This window comes from Achromobacter marplatensis (genome assembly GCF_002209535.1).
GTDB lineage: Bacteria > Pseudomonadota > Gammaproteobacteria > Burkholderiales > Burkholderiaceae_B > Achromobacter > Achromobacter marplatensis.
The window spans coordinates 73105-89926 of the sequence record NZ_NJIG01000006.1 but is presented as its reverse complement, the minus strand read 5'-3'; the positions used below and the strand labels follow the sequence as shown (position 1 = coordinate 89926).

Here is a 16822-nt window from a genome sequence, read left to right as displayed (position 1 = left end):
TTGATGACAAAACCTATTTTGTTGATGGGCGGTACAGGCGCTATCGGCCGCTTGAGCGCAGGCGCACTGCGCGCCGTCTACCCTGATGTGCCGCTACTGATCGGCGGGCGCGACGCGGTAAAAAGTGCCCAAGCCGCGAGCGACTTGGGTAACGCCGAGGGGGTGGCGATTGACCCCAGCGCAGAAGACCTTGGCCTGGGTGATCGCCCGGTAGCAGCCGTCGCGGTGTTTTACGCGGATGATCGACTGGCCGGACTGCGCTACGCGCAAGGTCGCAACCTGCCCCACCTGGGCATTTCTTCCGGCATCTATGAAATCGCCCCCAAAGTCGCGGCCTATATGCAGGCGCCCGACGCCGCCGCGATCGTGCTGGGCTACGAATGGCTGGTGGGCGCCACGACCGTCGCCACGTTCGCGTGCGCGAAAGCCTACGCGCAGCTGCACGACATCAAGATCGGTGCGCTTGTCGATGAACAGGATGGCGGCGGCCCCGCCGTCGCCGAGGATTTCGAGCGCCTGAACCGCATGATGCCCGCGGCACTGACGCGTCAGGACGGCCGTTATATCTGGCGCGATGAAGACGATGCCAAAGCCGAATTCCGTGCCATCGATGGCACGACGATGCAAGGGACCGGCTTCTCGTCTATCGATGTTGCCGGCCTGGCGGCCGCAACCGGGGCGCCGAACGTGCAGTTCAACATGGCGACCGGAATCACTTCGTCCCGGCGTCGCGGCGAACCCAAATCGACGGAGATCATCATCGAACTGTCGGGCAAGGATCATGACGGGCTAGCGCAGCACACACGTCATGCCGTCGTCCATCCGCGCGGCGCCGCCAACCTGACCGCACTGGGCGTCAGCATGATTCTTGAGCGGCTGGCGGGCCTGGACGGCAATACGCCGACCCCGGCCGGCTTGTATTTCCCCTTCCAGGTCATCGATCAACGCACGTATCTGTCTCGCTTGCAGGCCGAAGGTGGAAGTCTCGTTCCGTTGGATGCCGAGTGACGCCAGCGCCAGGTCTGCCCCAGGGACGGACGAGTCCATGAACCCGGGGCTTAAGCTGGGTGCAACGGGCTTCGCGCTGATCGCCGTCTGCTACGGGTTTGCCCGCTTCGCGTTCGGGTTGTTTCTGCCCCGGATCGATGCGGACCTGACTTTGTCGTCGACCTTGAGCGGGTTGATTTCAGGCGCAGCGTTCCTGACATATTGCATTGCGGTCACGCTGTCCGCGTGGCTGACCGAACGAATCGGCGCGCGCGCTGTGACCATCGGCGCCGCGCTGATCGCAGCAGCAGGCATGGCGGGCATCGCGGCAGCGCCCTCGCCCGCCTGGCTTGCCGGCGCGGTCATGCTGGCCGGATCAAGCACGGGGCTGGCTTCGCCGCCGTTGGCGGCGGCAGTGGCTGCGGCGGTCAGGCCCGATCGGCAGGACGCGACCAACACGATCATCAACGCCGGCACCGGTGCAGGCGTTGCCTTGTCGGGTGCCGTGGCGCTAATGATGGGCGACCTATGGCGCTTCGCGTTCGCGGGGTTTGCCGCCGCCGCGATCGCCCTGGCATTCGCCGTGGCGCTGACCCTGCCGCGAAACCCACCCCGCACGACAACAGGCGCGCATGGCATGCCATCGCTTGACGGCGTGCTCCAGCGCCTGGTGTTGGCGGCGTTCCTCGCGGGCGCGGCCAGCACGGCGGTCTGGTCCTTTGGCGGGCAACTTGTCGCCCTTCGACTCAACTGGGGCAGCACCGGAGCGGGCCTGCTTTGGATCGCCATCGGGACGGCCGGTATCGCAGGTGCAGGCGCCGGCCATTTGATCGCGCGGTTTGGCATCGACGGGGTGCATCGGGCGTTTCTGACGGCGATGGCGGCAAGCATTCTGCTGATCGGCGTCGAAGGCACTTCGACAGCCCTGACGCTAAGCGGCGGCGTGCTATTCGGCGCCGCCTACATCATGCTGACAGGGGTCTATCTGCTGTGGGGAGTGGCGGCGCTGCCCCACCGGCCCGCCACCGGCGTGACGATCGCGTTTCTGGCCCTGGCTATTGGGCAGACCGCAGGGGCCGCAGGCTTCGGGCTGCTGATGGACCGGCTGACGGCCCATTACGCCGTGATCGCATTTGCATGCCTTGCCCTGTCGGCCGGGGTGGCACGCGCTGACCCAGTGCCTTAACCCGTTCCGTCTCCCCGTGGCAGCCACGCCCCATGGAACCCCGCCGGAATCCGCTGCGGCAACCGCACTGTCGCCAACGGCCCCGCATCCAGATCACGCCCATCCAGCACCACCACGTCACTGGTGTCGCTGGCCTGGCGATACACGCACGCGAGCACCCAGCCATCGTCCTCATCCCGCGCGTCGGGACGCGGCACGAAGACCGGCTCGCTGTTCTGGTCGCCGGGCGGCACGCGATACTGCTGGGTCGGGCCGTTTTCCAGGTCGTAGCGCACCACGCCGCGCATTTCCACGTTGCTAGGCTGCTGCACCGCGTAGGCATAACGGTAAGAGCGCCCGGTGCGGCCCTCGTTGATGCGCGGCAATTCGATGCCGGCCTCGTCCCATTGCCGCTCGCTGACCCCGCCGCGCGCCAGATCGATCACATAACGCCACAGCGCGCCCAAGGGGTTCTCTTCGAAGCCCGCGCCGCTGCGCGACACACGCAGGTATTCCGGGTAGCGCACCACATCCAGCACCAGCGTCGTGGCATCCAGATCGTACGCGTTCACCACGTGCAGGATGAAGCATGGCGCCACCTCGAACCAGCGTATCGGCCCGCCATGGCGCGCAATCACGCCCAGTCGCGACTGCCGTTCGTCGTGCCAGCGCAGCGGCATGCGGTAGCCGCGCGACAGCATGGAAAAGTCGTACGCGACGTTCAGGTCCAACAGGATGCTGTAGCGGCCGGTGATCGCCATGTCGTGCATCATCGACGACGCAGGCATGTCGATCAGTTGGTCCAGCACCGGCTGGCCATCTGCGTCCGCCACGCCATAGCGCAACCAGGGCTGTTCCCAGTGGGAACGGAAGCTCATCAACTCGCCGGTCACGGGGTCCACCTTCGGATGCGCGGTCATGCTGCCCGCCAGGCCTGGATGACGCCGGCTGGTTCCCAGAAAGTCCAATCCCGGCGTCATCGCCAGCGGCGCGCCGCCCTCGGCCAGCGCCAGCGTTTCACCGGCGTGGCGCAGCACGTTGACGTTGGGGTTGGTGTCAGGCAGGTCGGCCGCCAGATGCGGCGCATGTTCGCTCGCCCAGATCCGGGTGCGAGCCCAGCGGTTGCGGTAGCTTGCCGCCCGGCCCTCCCGGAATTCAATGGCGTGCAGCATCGCCGGCTGGGGCCACCACGACAGCACGTCATTGCCCTCGAAGCGCCCGCGCAGCGGATTGGGGCCGTTGCGCACCAGCACCCCGTCCAGCTCGGGCGGCAGCGCGCCCTCCACGGGCAGGTCCATCAGGTCGATTTCATTGGACAGCGGCGCGGTGGCGCCAGCGTTCAAATCGAATGAGCTCATCGTTGCATCCTTGATCGCGATAATCGCTGGACGCATTTTTACCCGGATTAAATAAATCCGTCAATATTACCCGGATATAAATTAGTAAAAAACAGGCCAGGCAAAGGCCCATACCCCATCTTGGGTATGGATGAGCGGGACTCGGTACCCCTAGGCCAAGCTAGACTGAAAGCGTCAGGGTCCCCATCACCTGAATGGAGTTTTTCATGAAAAAGTCCATCTTCCCCGGGGCGGCTCCCCTAGTTCTTTATTGCCTTTGCGCGACCGCACAGACCGTGACGCCAATGAACGGCCAGTCTGCCGAATTGACTCAGCAAGACGTCGCCGCATGCCAATCGCAAGCTGGCGGCACAGGCAACGCCGCGCCGCCGCCATCCGGCGGCCGTGCCCGAGGCGCGGCGACCGGAGCGGTTGCCGGCGCGGCGGTCGCGGGCGTACGTAGCAATCAACACGAAGCGCTCTCTGACCGCGTCGACGACGACGTCAAGCAAGACTATCGACAAGAGAAGGCGAAAAACGCCGCGGTGGCCGGCGCAGTGGTAGGCGGTTCCCGCCAGCGCCAGGATCGGCGCGAAACGGCGCAAACCAACGCCGCCGCGTCTTCGGCCTACACGAGTTGCATGCAACAACGCGGGTATCAGGTCACGCCTTGAGTCATCATCAATCCTTTCCCTGAACGGAAGCCGTTCGCAAAAAGGACAGGACCCGCATCCATAAAGCGATACCATCTCGAACACCGCCAGGAGCCGGAGCCCGGGATGGGAACCAACAAAACGCGCCAGTTGGGCGTATTCATGACCGCTGACGACGAAGTGGCGTTCTTCAATGCGCTTCACACTCGATTGCCGGCGATTCGCTGCATCGATGTGTCCCAACAAACTCATACCGCCACGCCCGTCTATGGGACTGATATTTCCGCTTGCGCGGGCCGCCTCGTCACGCTGGTCGATTCAGACCTCGTTCCGGAATCCGACTTTCACGCGCGGTACGTGGTTCGCCATCCCGGTGGCGATCACTGGATATACGCCATCGTTGGGCGCGGGCTGATCAACCTGCTGCGCGCCACGCCGGCGAACTATGCGCCCGACTGCCTGCTGAACGGCGAACTTCGCGCCGCCATCCCGGCGTCTGACACCGAGACCGCTGCGCTTGCTGACATCGCCTTCGATACTGCGGCGCAGGCGCACAAGGTCTACGGCTTGGACCTTGTCAATGGCGAGACCGCGCGCCGGGCCGAGCGCAAGCTGATAGCCTGGCCCGACGCCGCCGCGCGATTCAATGGCAGCGATGGCCGCTATCTGACTAACCACACCGAAGCGTGGTTCGTGGCGCGTGCGGCAGGCAACAGGCGAGACTGAATCCTCTAGTGAAGATCCGGATCCCGGCTTTACGCCATCAGATACTGCGTCAGCTTCTCCATCATGGCGTCGCACGCTTCCAGCTGCGATAGCTCGACGTACTCGTCGGCCTTGTGCGCCACTTCGATGCTGCCCGGTCCACAGATCAGCACCGACGTCTGCGCCCACAGCTGCTGGAACAACCCGCCCTCGGTGCCGAAAGCGGCTTTGACGAGCGGCGTGTCCGGCGGCAGCCACGAGGCCAGCAGCGTGACGGCTTCCGAGTCGTCCGCCGTGGCAAGGCCGGGATAGGTATTGACGGTCGTGACCTGGGGCGGCTCGGCATCGGGCCGGGCGCCCGCGGCGCGCATTTTCGTTCTGGTAAGCGCCAACACCCGCTCCAGGATCTGGTTCGGGTCATCCTGCGCGACGTTGCGGATCTCGAAATTGACTTCACATTCCGCGGGCACGATGTTCAGCGCCGTGCCGCCCTTGATGGTGCCCGCATGCACTGTCGTGTACGGCACGTCATAGCCGGATTCGCGCGGCCCGTGTTCGGCAAGGTCGTGCTGCACGTCGCGCAAGGCGCTGATCAGATCGCTGGCCGTGTGGATGGCATTGACGAAATGAGGCGCCAGCCCCGAGTGGCCTGCCTGGCCGCAGCACAAGGCCCGGTAGGCCGCTTTGCCCTTGTTGCCGGTGCCGATCTTCATCAGCGTGGGCTCTCCTACGACGCAGAGTAGGGGAGCCGGTTCCATGTGTTCCAGCGCCCGCAGCATATGGCGCACACCCACGCAGCCGATTTCCTCATCGAACGACAGCGCCAGTTGCAAGGGACGCGCAAGCGGCTGGCGGGCGGCGCGGATCATGGCCATCACGGCGCAGGCGACAAAGCCCTTCATGTCGGCGCTGCCCCGTCCATAAATGCGCCCATCGCGCAGGGTTGCCTCGAAGGGCGGCGAGGTCCAGGGCTGACCCGTCACGGGGACCACATCGGTGTGGCCCGAGAGCAAGATGCCGGGCACATCCAACGGGCCTACGGACGCGTACAGATTGCTGCGCCCGGCGTCCTGCGGGTCTGCCACCAGCGTGGACGCGATGCCGGCCTGCGCCAGCAATTCCCGCACACGCTCGATGAGTTCGATGTTCGGCGTCAGCGTGACGGATTGGAACGCGAGCAATTCGCGCAATAGGTCTGGACTGTTGTCCGGAGTCGGCTTGTTCATGGCATGGGCCTGCAAGACTGTGGAAGGCGGCGGCGCGCGCCGTCCGTTCATTTGTTTTCGGGAAGCACGTAAGGATCGAAGAAACTGCCTTCGCTCATGCCGGGAATGTATTGATCCGAGATATAGGAGCGGCAGCGCTGCATGAACACCTCGGTCAGGCGCGACGGCTTCATCGGCTTGTAGGTCGTCAGGCCTAGCAGCATGGGACGGTGTTCACCCACCAGGCGCAGCCGTACCAGCCGCTTGCCATCCAGCGCTTGCGTGGACTTCGGCCGCACGTTGAACAGGGCATAGCCGATCCCGTTGGCCACCATGGACCGCACCACTTCCTCCGAACGCGAACGCGCCACGATGTTTGGTTCCAGCCCGACCTTCGCGAATAGGGACATGAAGTAGTCACGGCTCAAAGGCAGGTCCAGCAACACCATGGGCAGGCGGGCCAGGTCCTCCAGCGTCACCGCGATCTGCTGCGAAAGCGGATGCAGTTCGCTGACCACCACATGCGGCGGCAGGCGCGCCAATGCCTCGAACGATATCTCGTCGCCCAGCCTCAGGTCGTAGCTCAGCGCGACGTCGATCTCCAGGGTATGCAGCTTGTCGATCAGCAACTGCTGGTCGCCTTCGACCATATGCAGCTCGACCTTGTCGAATGCGCGCGCGAAACCGAAGATCACCTCGGGCGCGATCATGGCCGTGAGCGACTGAAAGCAGCCCACGCGCAAAGCGCCCTGAATGGCATTGCTGGAGACGGACGCGATCTTGTAGAGGCGGGACGCGCGGTCGAGCAGGTCTTCGCATTCGCTCATGACCTGTTGGCCTAGCACCGTCAGGGCCAGGCCCTTGGACGGATGCCGGACGAACAACTGCACGTCCAACTCGGTTTCGACATGTGCGATGGCGGCCGAAATCGAAGGCGCCGAAATGTGGATCTGGCTGGATGCCGCGGCGATACTGCCATGCTTGGCCGTGGCGACGAAGTACTCCATCTGGCGCAGCGAAATGCGATTGAGCATAGTTCGAAGTGAGAAAACTGGAGCAGGCTGGAGGGAGATGGCGTTCCGGCTGGCAGACCGTCACCGTGGCCCGGCGCCGGCATGCGCCGCACCGAGGAAAAGTGTCCCACTATGCCCGGACAGCGGCCAGGACGCTCCTCGGGTTTTCTCGCACTCGCCAACTTCCACAGCCTGTCACAGATTGCCGGGCACGCCGAAGCTTGGCGCGGCGCGCGGATCCCGGGCGCGGGTAACGTAGTCCTGGATCTGGGGCTCGTAGACCTTCCAGGCCTCGTAAAGCGTCTCGACGGGGCATTGCTCCACCCAGTCCATGCGCAGGTCGACGATAGGCCAATCCAGCTCCGCAACCACCAGCAGCCCGGCCGAATGCACCGGCCCCTCTTCGCCGCCCGCCGCCTGCCCCGCCAGCATGGCCTGCATCAGGCGTTCAGCCAGCGAACCCGGCGTCTTCTCGAACGCCGACAGCATGGCGGCGGGCACATCCAGCGACGCCAGCATATTGCCCGCGCACGCGGCGTGCTCGCCCTTTGCGCTGGCCAGCCGGCCCAGCGCGTTCGACCCGGTGAAGATGGCCGGCGCCTGCGTGGCATCGATGGCCATCAGTTGCCGGTAGCTGATGAAAGGACGTTCGGCCAGGGACTGCAGCGCGCGTTCAGGCGAGTGGCCCTGGCCCATCGCGTCAAGGATCAGCGGCCCAAGGGCGGGGTCGGTGATGTTCTGGCTGACCGCGGCGCCAACGCCTGCGCGCGCGCGGACGCAACGCGCTGCGACCGCGGGCGACGACGATGAGACGGCCGCGCCGAATTGGCCTGTGGCTGGACAACGGGCAATGATCGAAAAAGTCATGACCTGGGCCTCCTGAGGCGTCAATCCGGAATAACAGCAGTCGCGTCGATTTCCACCAGCCATTCCGGGCGCGCCAATGCCGACACCACGATGCCGGTGGACACAGGGAACACGCCCTTGAGCCACTTGCCGACCACAAGATAGACCGCCTCGCGATAACGGGGATCGATGATGTAGATCGTGATCTTGCAGATGTCCTGCAGTTCGCCGCCGGCTTCCTTAAGCAGCATGTCGATGTTCTTCATCGCCTGCTCCGCCTGGCCGGTGGCATCGCCGATGCAGACGCTCTCGGACGTGTCCAGGTTCTGGCCGATCTGCCCGCGCAGGAAGACGGTGCTGCCGCGCGCGACGACGGCCTGGCACAGATCGTTGTCGAGTTTCTGTTCCGGGTAGGTTGCCTTGGTATTGAAGGTGCGTATGCGCTTGTGCTTCATGGCTCGACTCATTATTAGGGTTTATCCGGGGACCCTGCGTCTGCCTGGCAAGCGGCATCGCATAAGGCCGTGACCTGCCCGCTGATGGTCGGCTCAAGCGGGGCGGCAGCCTATTTGTTTTTTCCGGCGTCCCGTCTCGGAAATCCTGACGCGGGCGGCGCCCCGGCGATGCGCCCTCACCATGGCTTGGGACGCCTCGTCCGGCCATCAGGAAAATCGATCCATGCCAACGGAAAAGGCGACTTGGTCGCTCGGACCCCGTCTCTCATCATTGGTTTTCGCTGGCCGAAGCAACCTCTTATTGCAGGGAAACCGGATGAACACCGCACGAACGCCCCTACCCGCCGCTTACCCCCGATTCCGCTACGACGGCTCTGGCGATCTTGCCCGCATCGGGCTGATCTACATCGCCTCCAGCGTCGTGATGGAAGAAGAAATGTGGGCCATGTCCGGTCCGGGGGTTTCCACCCATACCGCGCGCATCAAGCTGCCCAAGGTCACCGTGCAGGGCATCGAGGAAATGATGAACGCGCCGGAACTCGAACAGGCCGCGCGCCTGGCCGGCGCGGCACCCATCGACGTGTTGCTGTTCGGCGGGACCAGCGCCTCGTTTCTGCACGGCACCGCCTACGACCAGGCGCTGATCCAGAAGCTGCGGCAATGGGTGCCAGGGCCGCAGATCACCACGGCGTCCACCGCCACGCTCGCGGCCTTGAAGCAGGTGAAGGCGGGCAAGGTTGCGCTGGCCACGCCGTATCTGCCGGAAATCCATGAGCGCGCCATCCGCTTTCTGCAGGAAAACGGCCACGAGGTCGTCAAGAGCGCCTGCCTGGGCATTTCGGATGACCATGCGCTGGCCGAGGTGTCGCTAGAGAAGGTCTATGACCATGTGATCTCGGTCGACCACCCCGATGCCACCGCCATCTTCGTTTCGTGCACCAACTTCCGGACCGTCGGGGCCATCGAGGCGCTGGAACAGAAACTGGGCAAGCCGGTGATCTCAGCCATCCAGGCCTCGTTCTGGCACTGCCTGGAACTTACCGGCGCGGCAGGCGCCAAGCCCGGTTACGGGTCGCTGTTCAACGCCCACCTGACCAAGGCCAACACGATGTAAGCACTTCGCCACGGCGGATAACCAATAAACAAGGGGAAAAAAGATGCATCTGCACAAAACCATCACGGCGCTGACACTCGCAAGCGCCTCGTTATTCGTCCTGGCGCCGGCCCACGCCGAGAAGCTGGTGCTTGGCAACGAGGGAAGTTATCCCCCGTTCAGCATGGTCGATCCCTCGGGTCGCCTGACGGGCTTCGAACCCGACCTGGCGCGCGAAATGTGCAAGCGGATGAAAGTCGATTGCGAAATCGTCGTCATGGACTTCAAGGCCCTGATTCCAGCACTGCTGCAGAAAAAGCTGGACGCCGTGGTCAGCCAGACAAAGCCGCTGCCGGAACGCAAGGAAAAGGTGTTGTTTGGCCGCCCGGTGCTGTTCAATCCGGATTCCTACGTGGTGCCGGAAGCGAAGAACTACACCTTCACGCCTGAAGGGCTCAAGGGCGTGCGCATCGGCCTGCAACGCGGGTCGGCGCAAGCCAAATACGTGTCCGAGACGTTCGGCAGCGGGGTGCAGATCGTGTTCTACGACAACCCCGACCAGATCCGGCTAGACCTTGCCAACGGGCGGCTGGACATGAGCCTGGGTCCCAAGATCAGCTGGACCAACGAGTTCCTGTCCAAGCCCCAGGGCAAGGGCTGGAAATTCGCGGGTGGCGACTTGTGGACCGGTGGCGGCGAAGCCGGCTCAAGCTGGATTGCCCGCAAGGACGGCGGCGAACTGCTCAACCGCATGAGCGCCACGCTGGAAACCATTATCAAGGACTGCACCTTCACCACGCTGCGCAAACCCTATATGGAAGTGGAGCTCCTGCCCGAAGAAGCAGCCTGCCGCTAGCCGGATACCCGCGCCCCGCCTGGGCCGTCCGCCACAAGGCCGGCGGGCCAGACGGCATGTTTCATACGCTTGCCAGGGCCTGCGCAAGGCGCCTTTCAATGTGAACAGGCTATAGGAATACCTCATGCCTTCGATGGGTTTCGTGCAGCAACTCGCGACCGGCGCGATGATGACGATCCAGGTCGCCGTCTGTGCCTATCTGCTGGCGCTGGCGATCGGGACGTTCTTCGCCCTGATCACGCTACGGCCGACATGGCTGGCCAGGATCATCTGGATCCCGTATGCCTCCATCTTCACTGGCGTGCCTTCGCTGCTGGTGGGATTCCTGTTCTATTACGGCGGCTCGCAGATCGTCGCCGGCTTGCTCTCGCCGTTTGGCATCGGCCAGCGTATCGAGATCACGCCTTTCATGGCGGCAGTGGCGGCGCTGGGCATGGTGTACGGCGCCTACCTGGCCGACTTGATACGCAGCGCCATCCAGAACGTGCCCCACGGCCAGTTCGAAGCCGCGCGCGTGCTGCTGGTGCCGCGCAGCGCCATCTGGTTGAAGGTGATCCTGCCCCAGATGCTGCGCCTGGCCTTGCCCGGCATGACCAATATGTGGATCGTAGTCCTCAAGGACACCGCTCTCATTTCGTTGATCGGCCTGAAGGAAATCATGGCCTACGCCAAGCTCGCTTCCGGCGTAACCAAGGAACCTTTCGTCTACTACCTGCTCGCGGCGTTCTTCTTCCTCTTGATGACCTGGCTGACCTACTACGTGGCCCGTCGCGTTGAAACGTGGGCCGCGCGCGGCTTCCATCCCATCGTGACCCAGGGAGCGTCTCATGCACTTTGATTTCCAGGTGGCCTGGGAGAGTCTGCCCAAACTGCTGGCCGGCGCCGGCACGACATTCGCCGTGCTGCTGCCGGTGCTTGTCATCGGCCTGCTGCTGGCGCTGCCGGTTGCCCTGGCAAGCTTCCGCGCGGGTCCGCGCGCCCTCTTCGCCAGCAGCTACATCGGTTTTTTCCGCGGAGTGCCCAGCCTGGTGTTGCTGTATCTGATTTATAGCGGACTGCCGCAGTTCTCTTTCGTGCGCGATACCTTTCTGTGGAACGTCTTTTCCAGCGCGTATGTCTGCGCCTGGCTGGGCTTGGCGCTGACGCACTCCGGCTTCATGGCGGAAATCATCCGCGGCGGGCTGGCGGCAATTCCGAAGGGCACCATCGAAGCCGCGCAGACCCTGGGCCTGAAGCCCGCGCAAATCCTGTTCCGACTGCGGCTTCCGCTGGTCGCGCGCTATGTGCTGCGCGCCTATCAGAACGAGTTGCTGATCATGGTGAAAAGCACGGCGGCCGTCAGCGCCATCACCCTGGTCGACCTGACGGCCGCCGCCAATACCGTGTTCGACTACACCTATGACCCGTTCACGCCCCTGATCACGGCGGCGGCCATCTACTGGTGCATTACCAACAGCATACGTCTTGGATTCTCGATCGCGGATCGTAAGTTGAACCGCTATCTTGCCAGAGTCTGAGCCGCCCGGCCGACCGTCCTTCAGAGCGCGAACCATCATGACTGCCATCCTGTCCAGCATCACGCCGCCGTTGTCCTCCGTCCGTTCTGAATGCGCGCCCGCGGTATCCATCTCGGGATTGAACAAGTTCTACGGGTCGTTCCACGCGTTGCGAGATATCCACCTTGAGGTATCCAGCGGCGAAATCGTCATCCTGTGCGGCCCTTCGGGATCCGGCAAGTCGTCGCTCATCCGCTGCATCAACCATCTGGAACAGCACGACTCTGGCGATATCCACGTCAATGGCACGGCGCTCACCCGGCGCCCGGAGAGCGTGGAGCAAGTCCGGCGCCAGCTGGGCATGGTGTTCCAGAGCTTCAATCTCTTTCCGCACATGACGGTGCTGGAGAACTGCACCTTCGCGCTGAAGATCGCCTTGAAGACGCCGGCCGCCGAGGCCGAGCAGACCGCACGGGAGTACCTCGCCAAGGTCAATGTGATCGAACAGGCCGGCAAGTATCCGATCCAGCTTTCCGGCGGGCAGCAGCAGCGCGTGGCCATCGCGCGCGCGCTCTGCCTGCGGCCGCGCATCATGCTTTTCGACGAACCGACGTCCGCGCTGGATCCGGAATCGGTCGGTTCCGTGCTGCGCATCATGGAAGACCTGGCCCAGACCGGCATCACCATGATCTGCGTCACCCACGAGATCGGCTTCGCCCGCAGGGTGGCCGACCGCTGTGTGTTCATGGAGTGCGGCGAAATCATCGAGACCGCGCCCGCTGAACAGTTCTTTGCCTCGCCGAGGAGCGAGCGCCTGAAGCATTTCCTCGAACAGGTTCTGTAGCCAACAACATAGACAAGGGGTTGTCATGATCAAGAAACTTATTTGCGCGGGCATGCTTGCCGGCGCGGCCCTCGCCGGCACGGCGCATGCGCAGGATGCCCTGGTGGTAAGCACCTGGGGCGGCAGCTTCCGGGACCTTATCGATGAGACCATCGCCAAGGAGTTCACGCGGCAGACCGGAGTGCCGGTGAAGTACATCACGGGCGGCACCATCGACCGCTTGAACAAGGCCAAGCTCGCCACCAAGCCGGAAAGCGACATCACGTTCACCACATCGCACATCGGCTGGCTCTACGTCAATGCCGGTCTGTACGAGAAGCTGGACCTGAGCAAAATCCCCAACTATTCGCACCTGGTCGATCGCGCCAAGATCAGCCCGTACCACATCGGCAGCTGGGCGTATGTGTACACCATCGGCTATCGCCCCGACCTGGTTCCCGCCGGCATCACCTTCAACAGCTGGAACGATCTCTGGAACCCGGCGCTGAAAGGCAAGCTGTCCGCGCCCGATTTCGACCCCAGCCATATCATCGACATTTCGGCCTTGCTCTCGGGCGGCGACGCAAGCAGCTGGGAAAAGGGCCAGGACAAACTCAAGGCGCTGAAGCCCAACTTCAAGGCCTTCTACACCAACGATGCCAACAGCCAGCAACTGATCGCCGCCGGCGAGACGCCCGTGCAGATCGTGCTGTCCATGAACGCCTATTACATGATCGGCCAGGGGGTGCCGATCAAGGTCGCGATGCCCAAGGAAGGCGCAGTCCTGGGGGTGGACACCATGGCCATCATGAAAGGCAGCACCAAAGCCGACCTGGCGCACAAGTTCATGAACATTGCGCTGTCGCCGGAAGTGCAGGCCAAGATCGTGGCCGCCAAGAAGGCCAGCCCCGTCATCGACGACGCCAAGGTCTCGCCCGAAGACGCCGCGCTGCCGGGCGTCTTCACGACCAAGCAGCAATGGGATACCCAGGCCATCGTCATCGACGACAAGCTGCGTGCCGAAAAAACCGCTGAGTGGCGCAAGTGGTTTACCGAAAACATCATGAATTGATTGCCGATACCGCGGCCTCGCGGCCTTGCGGGCCGCGGCGCCGCCACGCTTTCACCGTACACGAAGGATGGGTCCACCATGGATGCGCGTTCCACCCTGCGGGGATGGCTGATATCCCCGGCCAGCTTCATCGCGCTGTGCATCTGCGTCGCCATGGCGGCCGTGCTGCAGTACAGCTTGCGCACTTTCATTCCCGGTTCGCTGGATGTCGGCGGCCTGACGCTCTCGAATTTTTCGGGCATGGGCAAGCAGATCTACGTCGATGCCTTTGTCAACACCTTGCGCCTGAGCGTGGAAACGACAGTCTTCTCCCTGCTCGTCGCGTACCCCTTGGCGTATGCCCTGGTCAGGGTGCGAAACCGCTACATCAAGTCTTTCATCCTGATCGTCTCCATCACGCCGCTGTTCCTGGGCGAAATCGTGCGCACCTATTCCTGGATCATCGTGCTGGGCAGCACGGGCTTCATCAATTCGATGCTGCTCAAGCTGGGATTGATCGATACGCCGCTGGCGCTGATGTTCAGCCATCTTGGCGTGCTGGTGGCGCTGGTGCACGTTACCGTTCCAGTGGTCGTGCTGATGCTGGCCACCGCCATCTCGCACATCGACCGTGATTACGAGAAAGCCGCCGAAAGCCTGGGCGCCGGGCCGGTCCGCACTTTCCTGACCATCACGCTTCCCCTGTCGATGCCGGGCATCCTGGCCAGCATCACGACCTCGTTCGCCTGGACGTTCAGCGCCTTCGCCACGCCGCAAATGATCGGCGGGGGCCGCGTTCCGACGGTTTCCACATTGGTCTACCAGCTGGGGTTCTCGTCCATGAACTTTCCCCTGGCGGCCAGCCTGAGCGTCATGGGCCTGGGCCTGACGGCGATTGCGCTGATGCTGCTTGGCCGCGTCACGCGCCGTCTCAAGGTCATTGGAGGACACTGACATGGGTCTCCGTAAATCCCTGCCCCTGTGGCTGCGTATCGGCGCGCCGGTGCTGATCACGCTGATTCTGGCCTTTGTGCTGCTGCCCGTCGTGGTGGTGGTGCTGGCTTCCTTCAATGAAAAAGCCTTGCTCACGTTTCCGCCGCAGGCCTGGTCCTGGCGCTGGTTCGAGCGTGTCTTCACCTACTCCGACTTTCGCGACGGCTTTCACGCCAGCGTGGTGGTGACGTTCTGGTCGTCGTTACTGGCGCTGGTCATCGGCACCGGCCTGGCGATTGCCGTCAAGCGCATGGCGTTTCCCGGCAAGAACATCCTGCAGGCGATTCTGCTCTCGCCGCTGGTGATCCCTCACTTCACGGTGGGATTGGGCCTGTTGATCCTGGTGGCGCAGCTGAACATCGATCGTGGCTACGGCATCGTGATCTTGTGCCACGTCATCCTCGTCCTGCCTTTCGTGCTGCGCAGCGTCTATGTCTCGATGGAGAACCTGGATGAGCGCCTGGAGCAAAGCGCCGCCAGCCTGGGAGCGTCACCCGTGCGGGTCCTGTTCACCATCACCGTGCCCTTGCTGGCGCCCGGCTTGTTCGGCGGCTGGCTGTTCGCCGCCATCATGTCGTTCAGCGAATTCACCGCGTCGCTCTTCGTGACCACTCAGAGCACGCAGACCCTTCCCGTGACGATGTACAACTACGTGCGCGAGTTCGCCGACCCGACCTTGGCCGCGTTGTCGGTGGTGTATATCGTGGTGACAGCCACGTTGCTGATCTTCGCCAACCGCTTCCTGGGGCTGGGCAGGATCCTCAATATCGAGGACAACCACTAGATTTTTTGGTGGAATGTTGAAGGTTGGCTTTGAAATGCCGGAGTTCTGAAGCCGCCGGCGTCCGGACTGCGGGATTCCGATGCTCGGCCCGGTGGTCCTGCGCTTCGGATCCCTCCGCCCGGCCCCCGGCTCACCGCATATACCCAGGAACCAGGGCCAAAACAATCGCATGACGCGGCTGTCAGCCGAGGACCCCGGAGCCATCCGAAGCACAGCCCCAGTGGGGCGAGCATCGGAATGGCGCAGGGCAGCCTCGGCGAGTTCAGAACCCCGACATCCGCAAGCTCTGACATCCACAAGCTGGAAACCTGACCACCAGCGATCAAGATCCCGAATATCAACACCCAAGCAAAAAATTCGCCAGAACGACCGCGAGCGGACGCGCCCAGCCCTTCAATAGCCGCGCGCCGGATCGACGCGGTTGTCGGGCTCCAGACCCTGGCTGACTCGCAGGACGTTGTCGGCGATCTGTTCGGCAGCGGATGCCGGAATGGCGACCGATGCCAGGTGCGGCGTGATCAGCACGTTTTCCATTGCCCAGAGCGGGTCGCCAGGTGGCAGGGGCTCGCGCTCGAAGACATCCAGCGTCGCGCCGTCCAGATGACCACTGCGCAGCAGCTCGGTCAGGGCGGCCTGGTCCACCAGCGCCCCCCGGGCCACATTGATCAGGGCCGCGCCGCGCGGCAGGCGCTGCAGACGCTCACGGTCCAACAGACCACGCGTCTGCCGCGTAAGCGGAAGCATCACCACCAAAATGTCGGCGCGCGACAGTACGGTATCCAGCGCCGCCATGCCGGCGTGGCACTCGACGCCTTCGACGTCGCGCGGGCTGCGCGACCAACCCAGCACGGTCAGCCCCTGGCGGGACAGTTCCCGCGCCGCATAGGCGCCCAGTTCGCCCAGGCCCAGCACCGCCACGCGCACCGTCTCCGGCGAGCGGGGATGGCGATAGGCCCACTCGCCCCGCCGCTGCGCCGCTTCGAAATGTGGAATGTCACGCGCATACCGCAGGGCGGCAAATAGCACATAGCCCGCCATCATGCGCGCCATATTGGGATCGGTGAGGCGGGTGATGGGTACCTCGGCGGGCAGGTCTTCGCGGCCCACGAGTGAATCCACCCCAGCGCCCAGATTCACGATAAGGCGCAGGTTCTTCATGCGGTCGAAGAAGCCCTGCGGCGCCTTCCAGACCAACGCGTAATGGATGTCGGCCGGATCGTACGCGTCGTTGCCGTGCACCACACGCAAACCGGGCAGGCAGGCCTGCATGGCATCGCGCCAGGCCGTGTAGTCGTCGAAATCGCTATAGAAGATCATTGCGCCCGACACGGCGGGACGGGGGGATGCGTGCATGGCCGGT

General features: G+C 63.7%; 18 protein-coding genes. 12 read left to right on the top strand and 6 right to left on the bottom strand.

Features of this window, described 5'->3' with window-relative positions:
* The first annotated feature begins 51 nt into the window (after positions 1–51).
* Both CEY09_RS15705 and CEY09_RS15700 read left to right on the top strand, forming a co-directional pair.
* Entirely contained in the window at positions 52–1008 is a 957-nt protein-coding gene (locus CEY09_RS15705; RefSeq protein ID WP_234818317.1) for an NAD(P)-dependent oxidoreductase, read from the top strand.
* Positions 977–2173: an MFS transporter gene (locus tag CEY09_RS15700; RefSeq protein WP_234818316.1), complete on the top strand. Its 1197-nt coding sequence runs from the start codon at positions 977–979 to the stop codon at positions 2171–2173. The genes CEY09_RS15705 and CEY09_RS15700 overlap by 32 nt, the downstream gene beginning before the upstream one ends.
* Here the strand turns inward: CEY09_RS15700 and CEY09_RS15695 are convergent.
* Positions 2170–3510 (bottom strand): carotenoid oxygenase family protein, encoded by a 1341-nt coding sequence (locus CEY09_RS15695; RefSeq protein ID WP_088589348.1) that lies wholly within the window; start codon positions 3508–3510, stop codon positions 2170–2172. The two genes, CEY09_RS15700 and CEY09_RS15695, sit on opposite strands and share 4 nt — an antisense overlap.
* A 206-nt stretch (positions 3511–3716) precedes the next feature.
* Between CEY09_RS15695 and CEY09_RS15690 the strand changes: the two genes are divergently transcribed.
* A complete protein-coding gene (locus CEY09_RS15690; RefSeq protein WP_088589608.1) occupies positions 3717–4163 on the top strand; it encodes a hypothetical protein in 447 nt (148 codons plus the stop codon).
* A 105-nt stretch (positions 4164–4268) separates the two neighbouring features.
* Complete coding sequence (locus tag CEY09_RS15685; RefSeq protein WP_088589347.1) at positions 4269–4868, top strand: hypothetical protein; 600 nt, start codon at positions 4269–4271, stop codon at positions 4866–4868.
* A gap of 29 nt (positions 4869–4897) precedes the next feature.
* Here the strand turns inward: CEY09_RS15685 and argE are convergent, their stop codons facing one another.
* From argE to CEY09_RS15665, 4 genes are all read right to left on the bottom strand, one after another.
* Positions 4898–6073: an acetylornithine deacetylase gene (gene argE / locus CEY09_RS15680; protein WP_088589607.1), complete on the bottom strand. Its 1176-nt coding sequence runs from the start codon at positions 6071–6073 to the stop codon at positions 4898–4900.
* Positions 6074–6120: 47 nt separating this feature from the next.
* On the bottom strand, positions 6121–7086 hold the full coding sequence (locus CEY09_RS15675) for a LysR substrate-binding domain-containing protein (protein ID WP_006227661.1): 966 nt from the start codon (positions 7084–7086) through the stop codon (positions 6121–6123).
* A gap of 174 nt (positions 7087–7260) precedes the next feature.
* The gene (locus CEY09_RS15670; protein WP_088589346.1) at positions 7261–7932 is read right to left on the bottom strand and encodes a DUF1028 domain-containing protein; all 672 of its coding nucleotides are present in this window, start codon (positions 7930–7932) and stop codon (positions 7261–7263) included.
* Positions 7933–7952: 20 nt separating this feature from the next.
* Positions 7953–8366, bottom strand: a complete 414-nt coding sequence (locus tag CEY09_RS15665; protein WP_006227659.1) for a RidA family protein — start codon at positions 8364–8366, stop codon at positions 7953–7955.
* Positions 8367–8682: 316 nt separating this feature from the next.
* Between CEY09_RS15665 and CEY09_RS15660 the strand changes: the two genes are divergently transcribed.
* The 8 genes from CEY09_RS15660 (at position 8683) to CEY09_RS15625 (ending at position 15462) form a co-directional block, all read left to right on the top strand.
* Complete coding sequence (locus CEY09_RS15660) at positions 8683–9480, top strand: maleate cis-trans isomerase family protein (protein WP_088589345.1); 798 nt, start codon at positions 8683–8685, stop codon at positions 9478–9480.
* Positions 9481–9523: 43 nt separating this feature from the next.
* On the top strand, positions 9524–10315 hold the full coding sequence (locus tag CEY09_RS15655) for a transporter substrate-binding domain-containing protein (protein ID WP_088589344.1): 792 nt from the start codon (positions 9524–9526) through the stop codon (positions 10313–10315).
* Positions 10316–10439: 124 nt separating this feature from the next.
* Complete coding sequence (locus CEY09_RS15650; protein ID WP_088589343.1) at positions 10440–11153, top strand: ABC transporter permease; 714 nt, start codon at positions 10440–10442, stop codon at positions 11151–11153.
* Positions 11143–11832 (top strand): ABC transporter permease, encoded by a 690-nt coding sequence (locus CEY09_RS15645; protein WP_088589342.1) that lies wholly within the window; start codon positions 11143–11145, stop codon positions 11830–11832. The genes CEY09_RS15650 and CEY09_RS15645 overlap by 11 nt, the downstream gene beginning before the upstream one ends.
* 37 nt (positions 11833–11869) lie before the next feature.
* On the top strand, positions 11870–12655 hold the full coding sequence (locus CEY09_RS15640; protein WP_088589341.1) for an amino acid ABC transporter ATP-binding protein: 786 nt from the start codon (positions 11870–11872) through the stop codon (positions 12653–12655).
* Positions 12656–12680: 25 nt separating this feature from the next.
* Entirely contained in the window at positions 12681–13706 is a 1026-nt protein-coding gene (locus CEY09_RS15635; RefSeq protein WP_088589340.1) for an ABC transporter substrate-binding protein, read from the top strand.
* 78 nt (positions 13707–13784) lie between these two features.
* The gene (locus tag CEY09_RS15630; RefSeq protein ID WP_006227652.1) at positions 13785–14639 is read left to right on the top strand and encodes an ABC transporter permease; all 855 of its coding nucleotides are present in this window, start codon (positions 13785–13787) and stop codon (positions 14637–14639) included.
* Between the two features lies 1 nt (position 14640).
* Positions 14641–15462: an ABC transporter permease gene (locus CEY09_RS15625; protein ID WP_088589339.1), complete on the top strand. Its 822-nt coding sequence runs from the start codon at positions 14641–14643 to the stop codon at positions 15460–15462.
* A gap of 393 nt (positions 15463–15855) precedes the next feature.
* Here CEY09_RS15625 and CEY09_RS15620 read toward each other — a convergent pair whose 3' ends face one another.
* A complete protein-coding gene (locus CEY09_RS15620; RefSeq protein WP_088589338.1) occupies positions 15856–16815 on the bottom strand; it encodes a 2-hydroxyacid dehydrogenase in 960 nt (319 codons plus the stop codon).
* Positions 16816–16822 lie beyond the last annotated feature (7 nt).

Bases quoted from the DNA above. Each gene is read 5' to 3' on its own strand.
- CEY09_RS15695 (WP_088589348.1), bottom strand. From the start codon at position 3,510: ATGAGCTCATTCGATTTGAACGCTGGCGCCACCGCGCCGCTGTCCAAT.
- CEY09_RS15690 (WP_088589608.1), top strand. From the start codon at position 3,717: ATGAAAAAGTCCATCTTCCCCGGGGCGGCTCCCCTAGTTCTTTATTGC.
- CEY09_RS15685 (WP_088589347.1), top strand. From the start codon at position 4,269: ATGGGAACCAACAAAACGCGCCAGTTGGGCGTATTCATGACCGCTGAC.
- argE (WP_088589607.1), bottom strand. From the start codon at position 6,073: ATGAACAAGCCGACTCCGGACAACAGTCCAGACCTATTGCGCGAATTG.
- CEY09_RS15675 (WP_006227661.1), bottom strand. From the start codon at position 7,086: ATGCTCAATCGCATTTCGCTGCGCCAGATGGAGTACTTCGTCGCCACG.
- CEY09_RS15670 (WP_088589346.1), bottom strand. From the start codon at position 7,932: ATGACTTTTTCGATCATTGCCCGTTGTCCAGCCACAGGCCAATTCGGC.
- CEY09_RS15665 (WP_006227659.1), bottom strand. From the start codon at position 8,366: ATGAAGCACAAGCGCATACGCACCTTCAATACCAAGGCAACCTACCCG.
- CEY09_RS15660 (WP_088589345.1), top strand. From the start codon at position 8,683: ATGAACACCGCACGAACGCCCCTACCCGCCGCTTACCCCCGATTCCGC.
- CEY09_RS15655 (WP_088589344.1), top strand. From the start codon at position 9,524: ATGCATCTGCACAAAACCATCACGGCGCTGACACTCGCAAGCGCCTCG.
- CEY09_RS15650 (WP_088589343.1), top strand. From the start codon at position 10,440: ATGCCTTCGATGGGTTTCGTGCAGCAACTCGCGACCGGCGCGATGATG.
- CEY09_RS15645 (WP_088589342.1), top strand. From the start codon at position 11,143: ATGCACTTTGATTTCCAGGTGGCCTGGGAGAGTCTGCCCAAACTGCTG.
- CEY09_RS15640 (WP_088589341.1), top strand. From the start codon at position 11,870: ATGACTGCCATCCTGTCCAGCATCACGCCGCCGTTGTCCTCCGTCCGT.
- CEY09_RS15635 (WP_088589340.1), top strand. From the start codon at position 12,681: ATGATCAAGAAACTTATTTGCGCGGGCATGCTTGCCGGCGCGGCCCTC.
- CEY09_RS15630 (WP_006227652.1), top strand. From the start codon at position 13,785: ATGGATGCGCGTTCCACCCTGCGGGGATGGCTGATATCCCCGGCCAGC.
- CEY09_RS15625 (WP_088589339.1), top strand. From the start codon at position 14,641: ATGGGTCTCCGTAAATCCCTGCCCCTGTGGCTGCGTATCGGCGCGCCG.
- CEY09_RS15620 (WP_088589338.1), bottom strand. From the start codon at position 16,815: ATGCACGCATCCCCCCGTCCCGCCGTGTCGGGCGCAATGATCTTCTAT.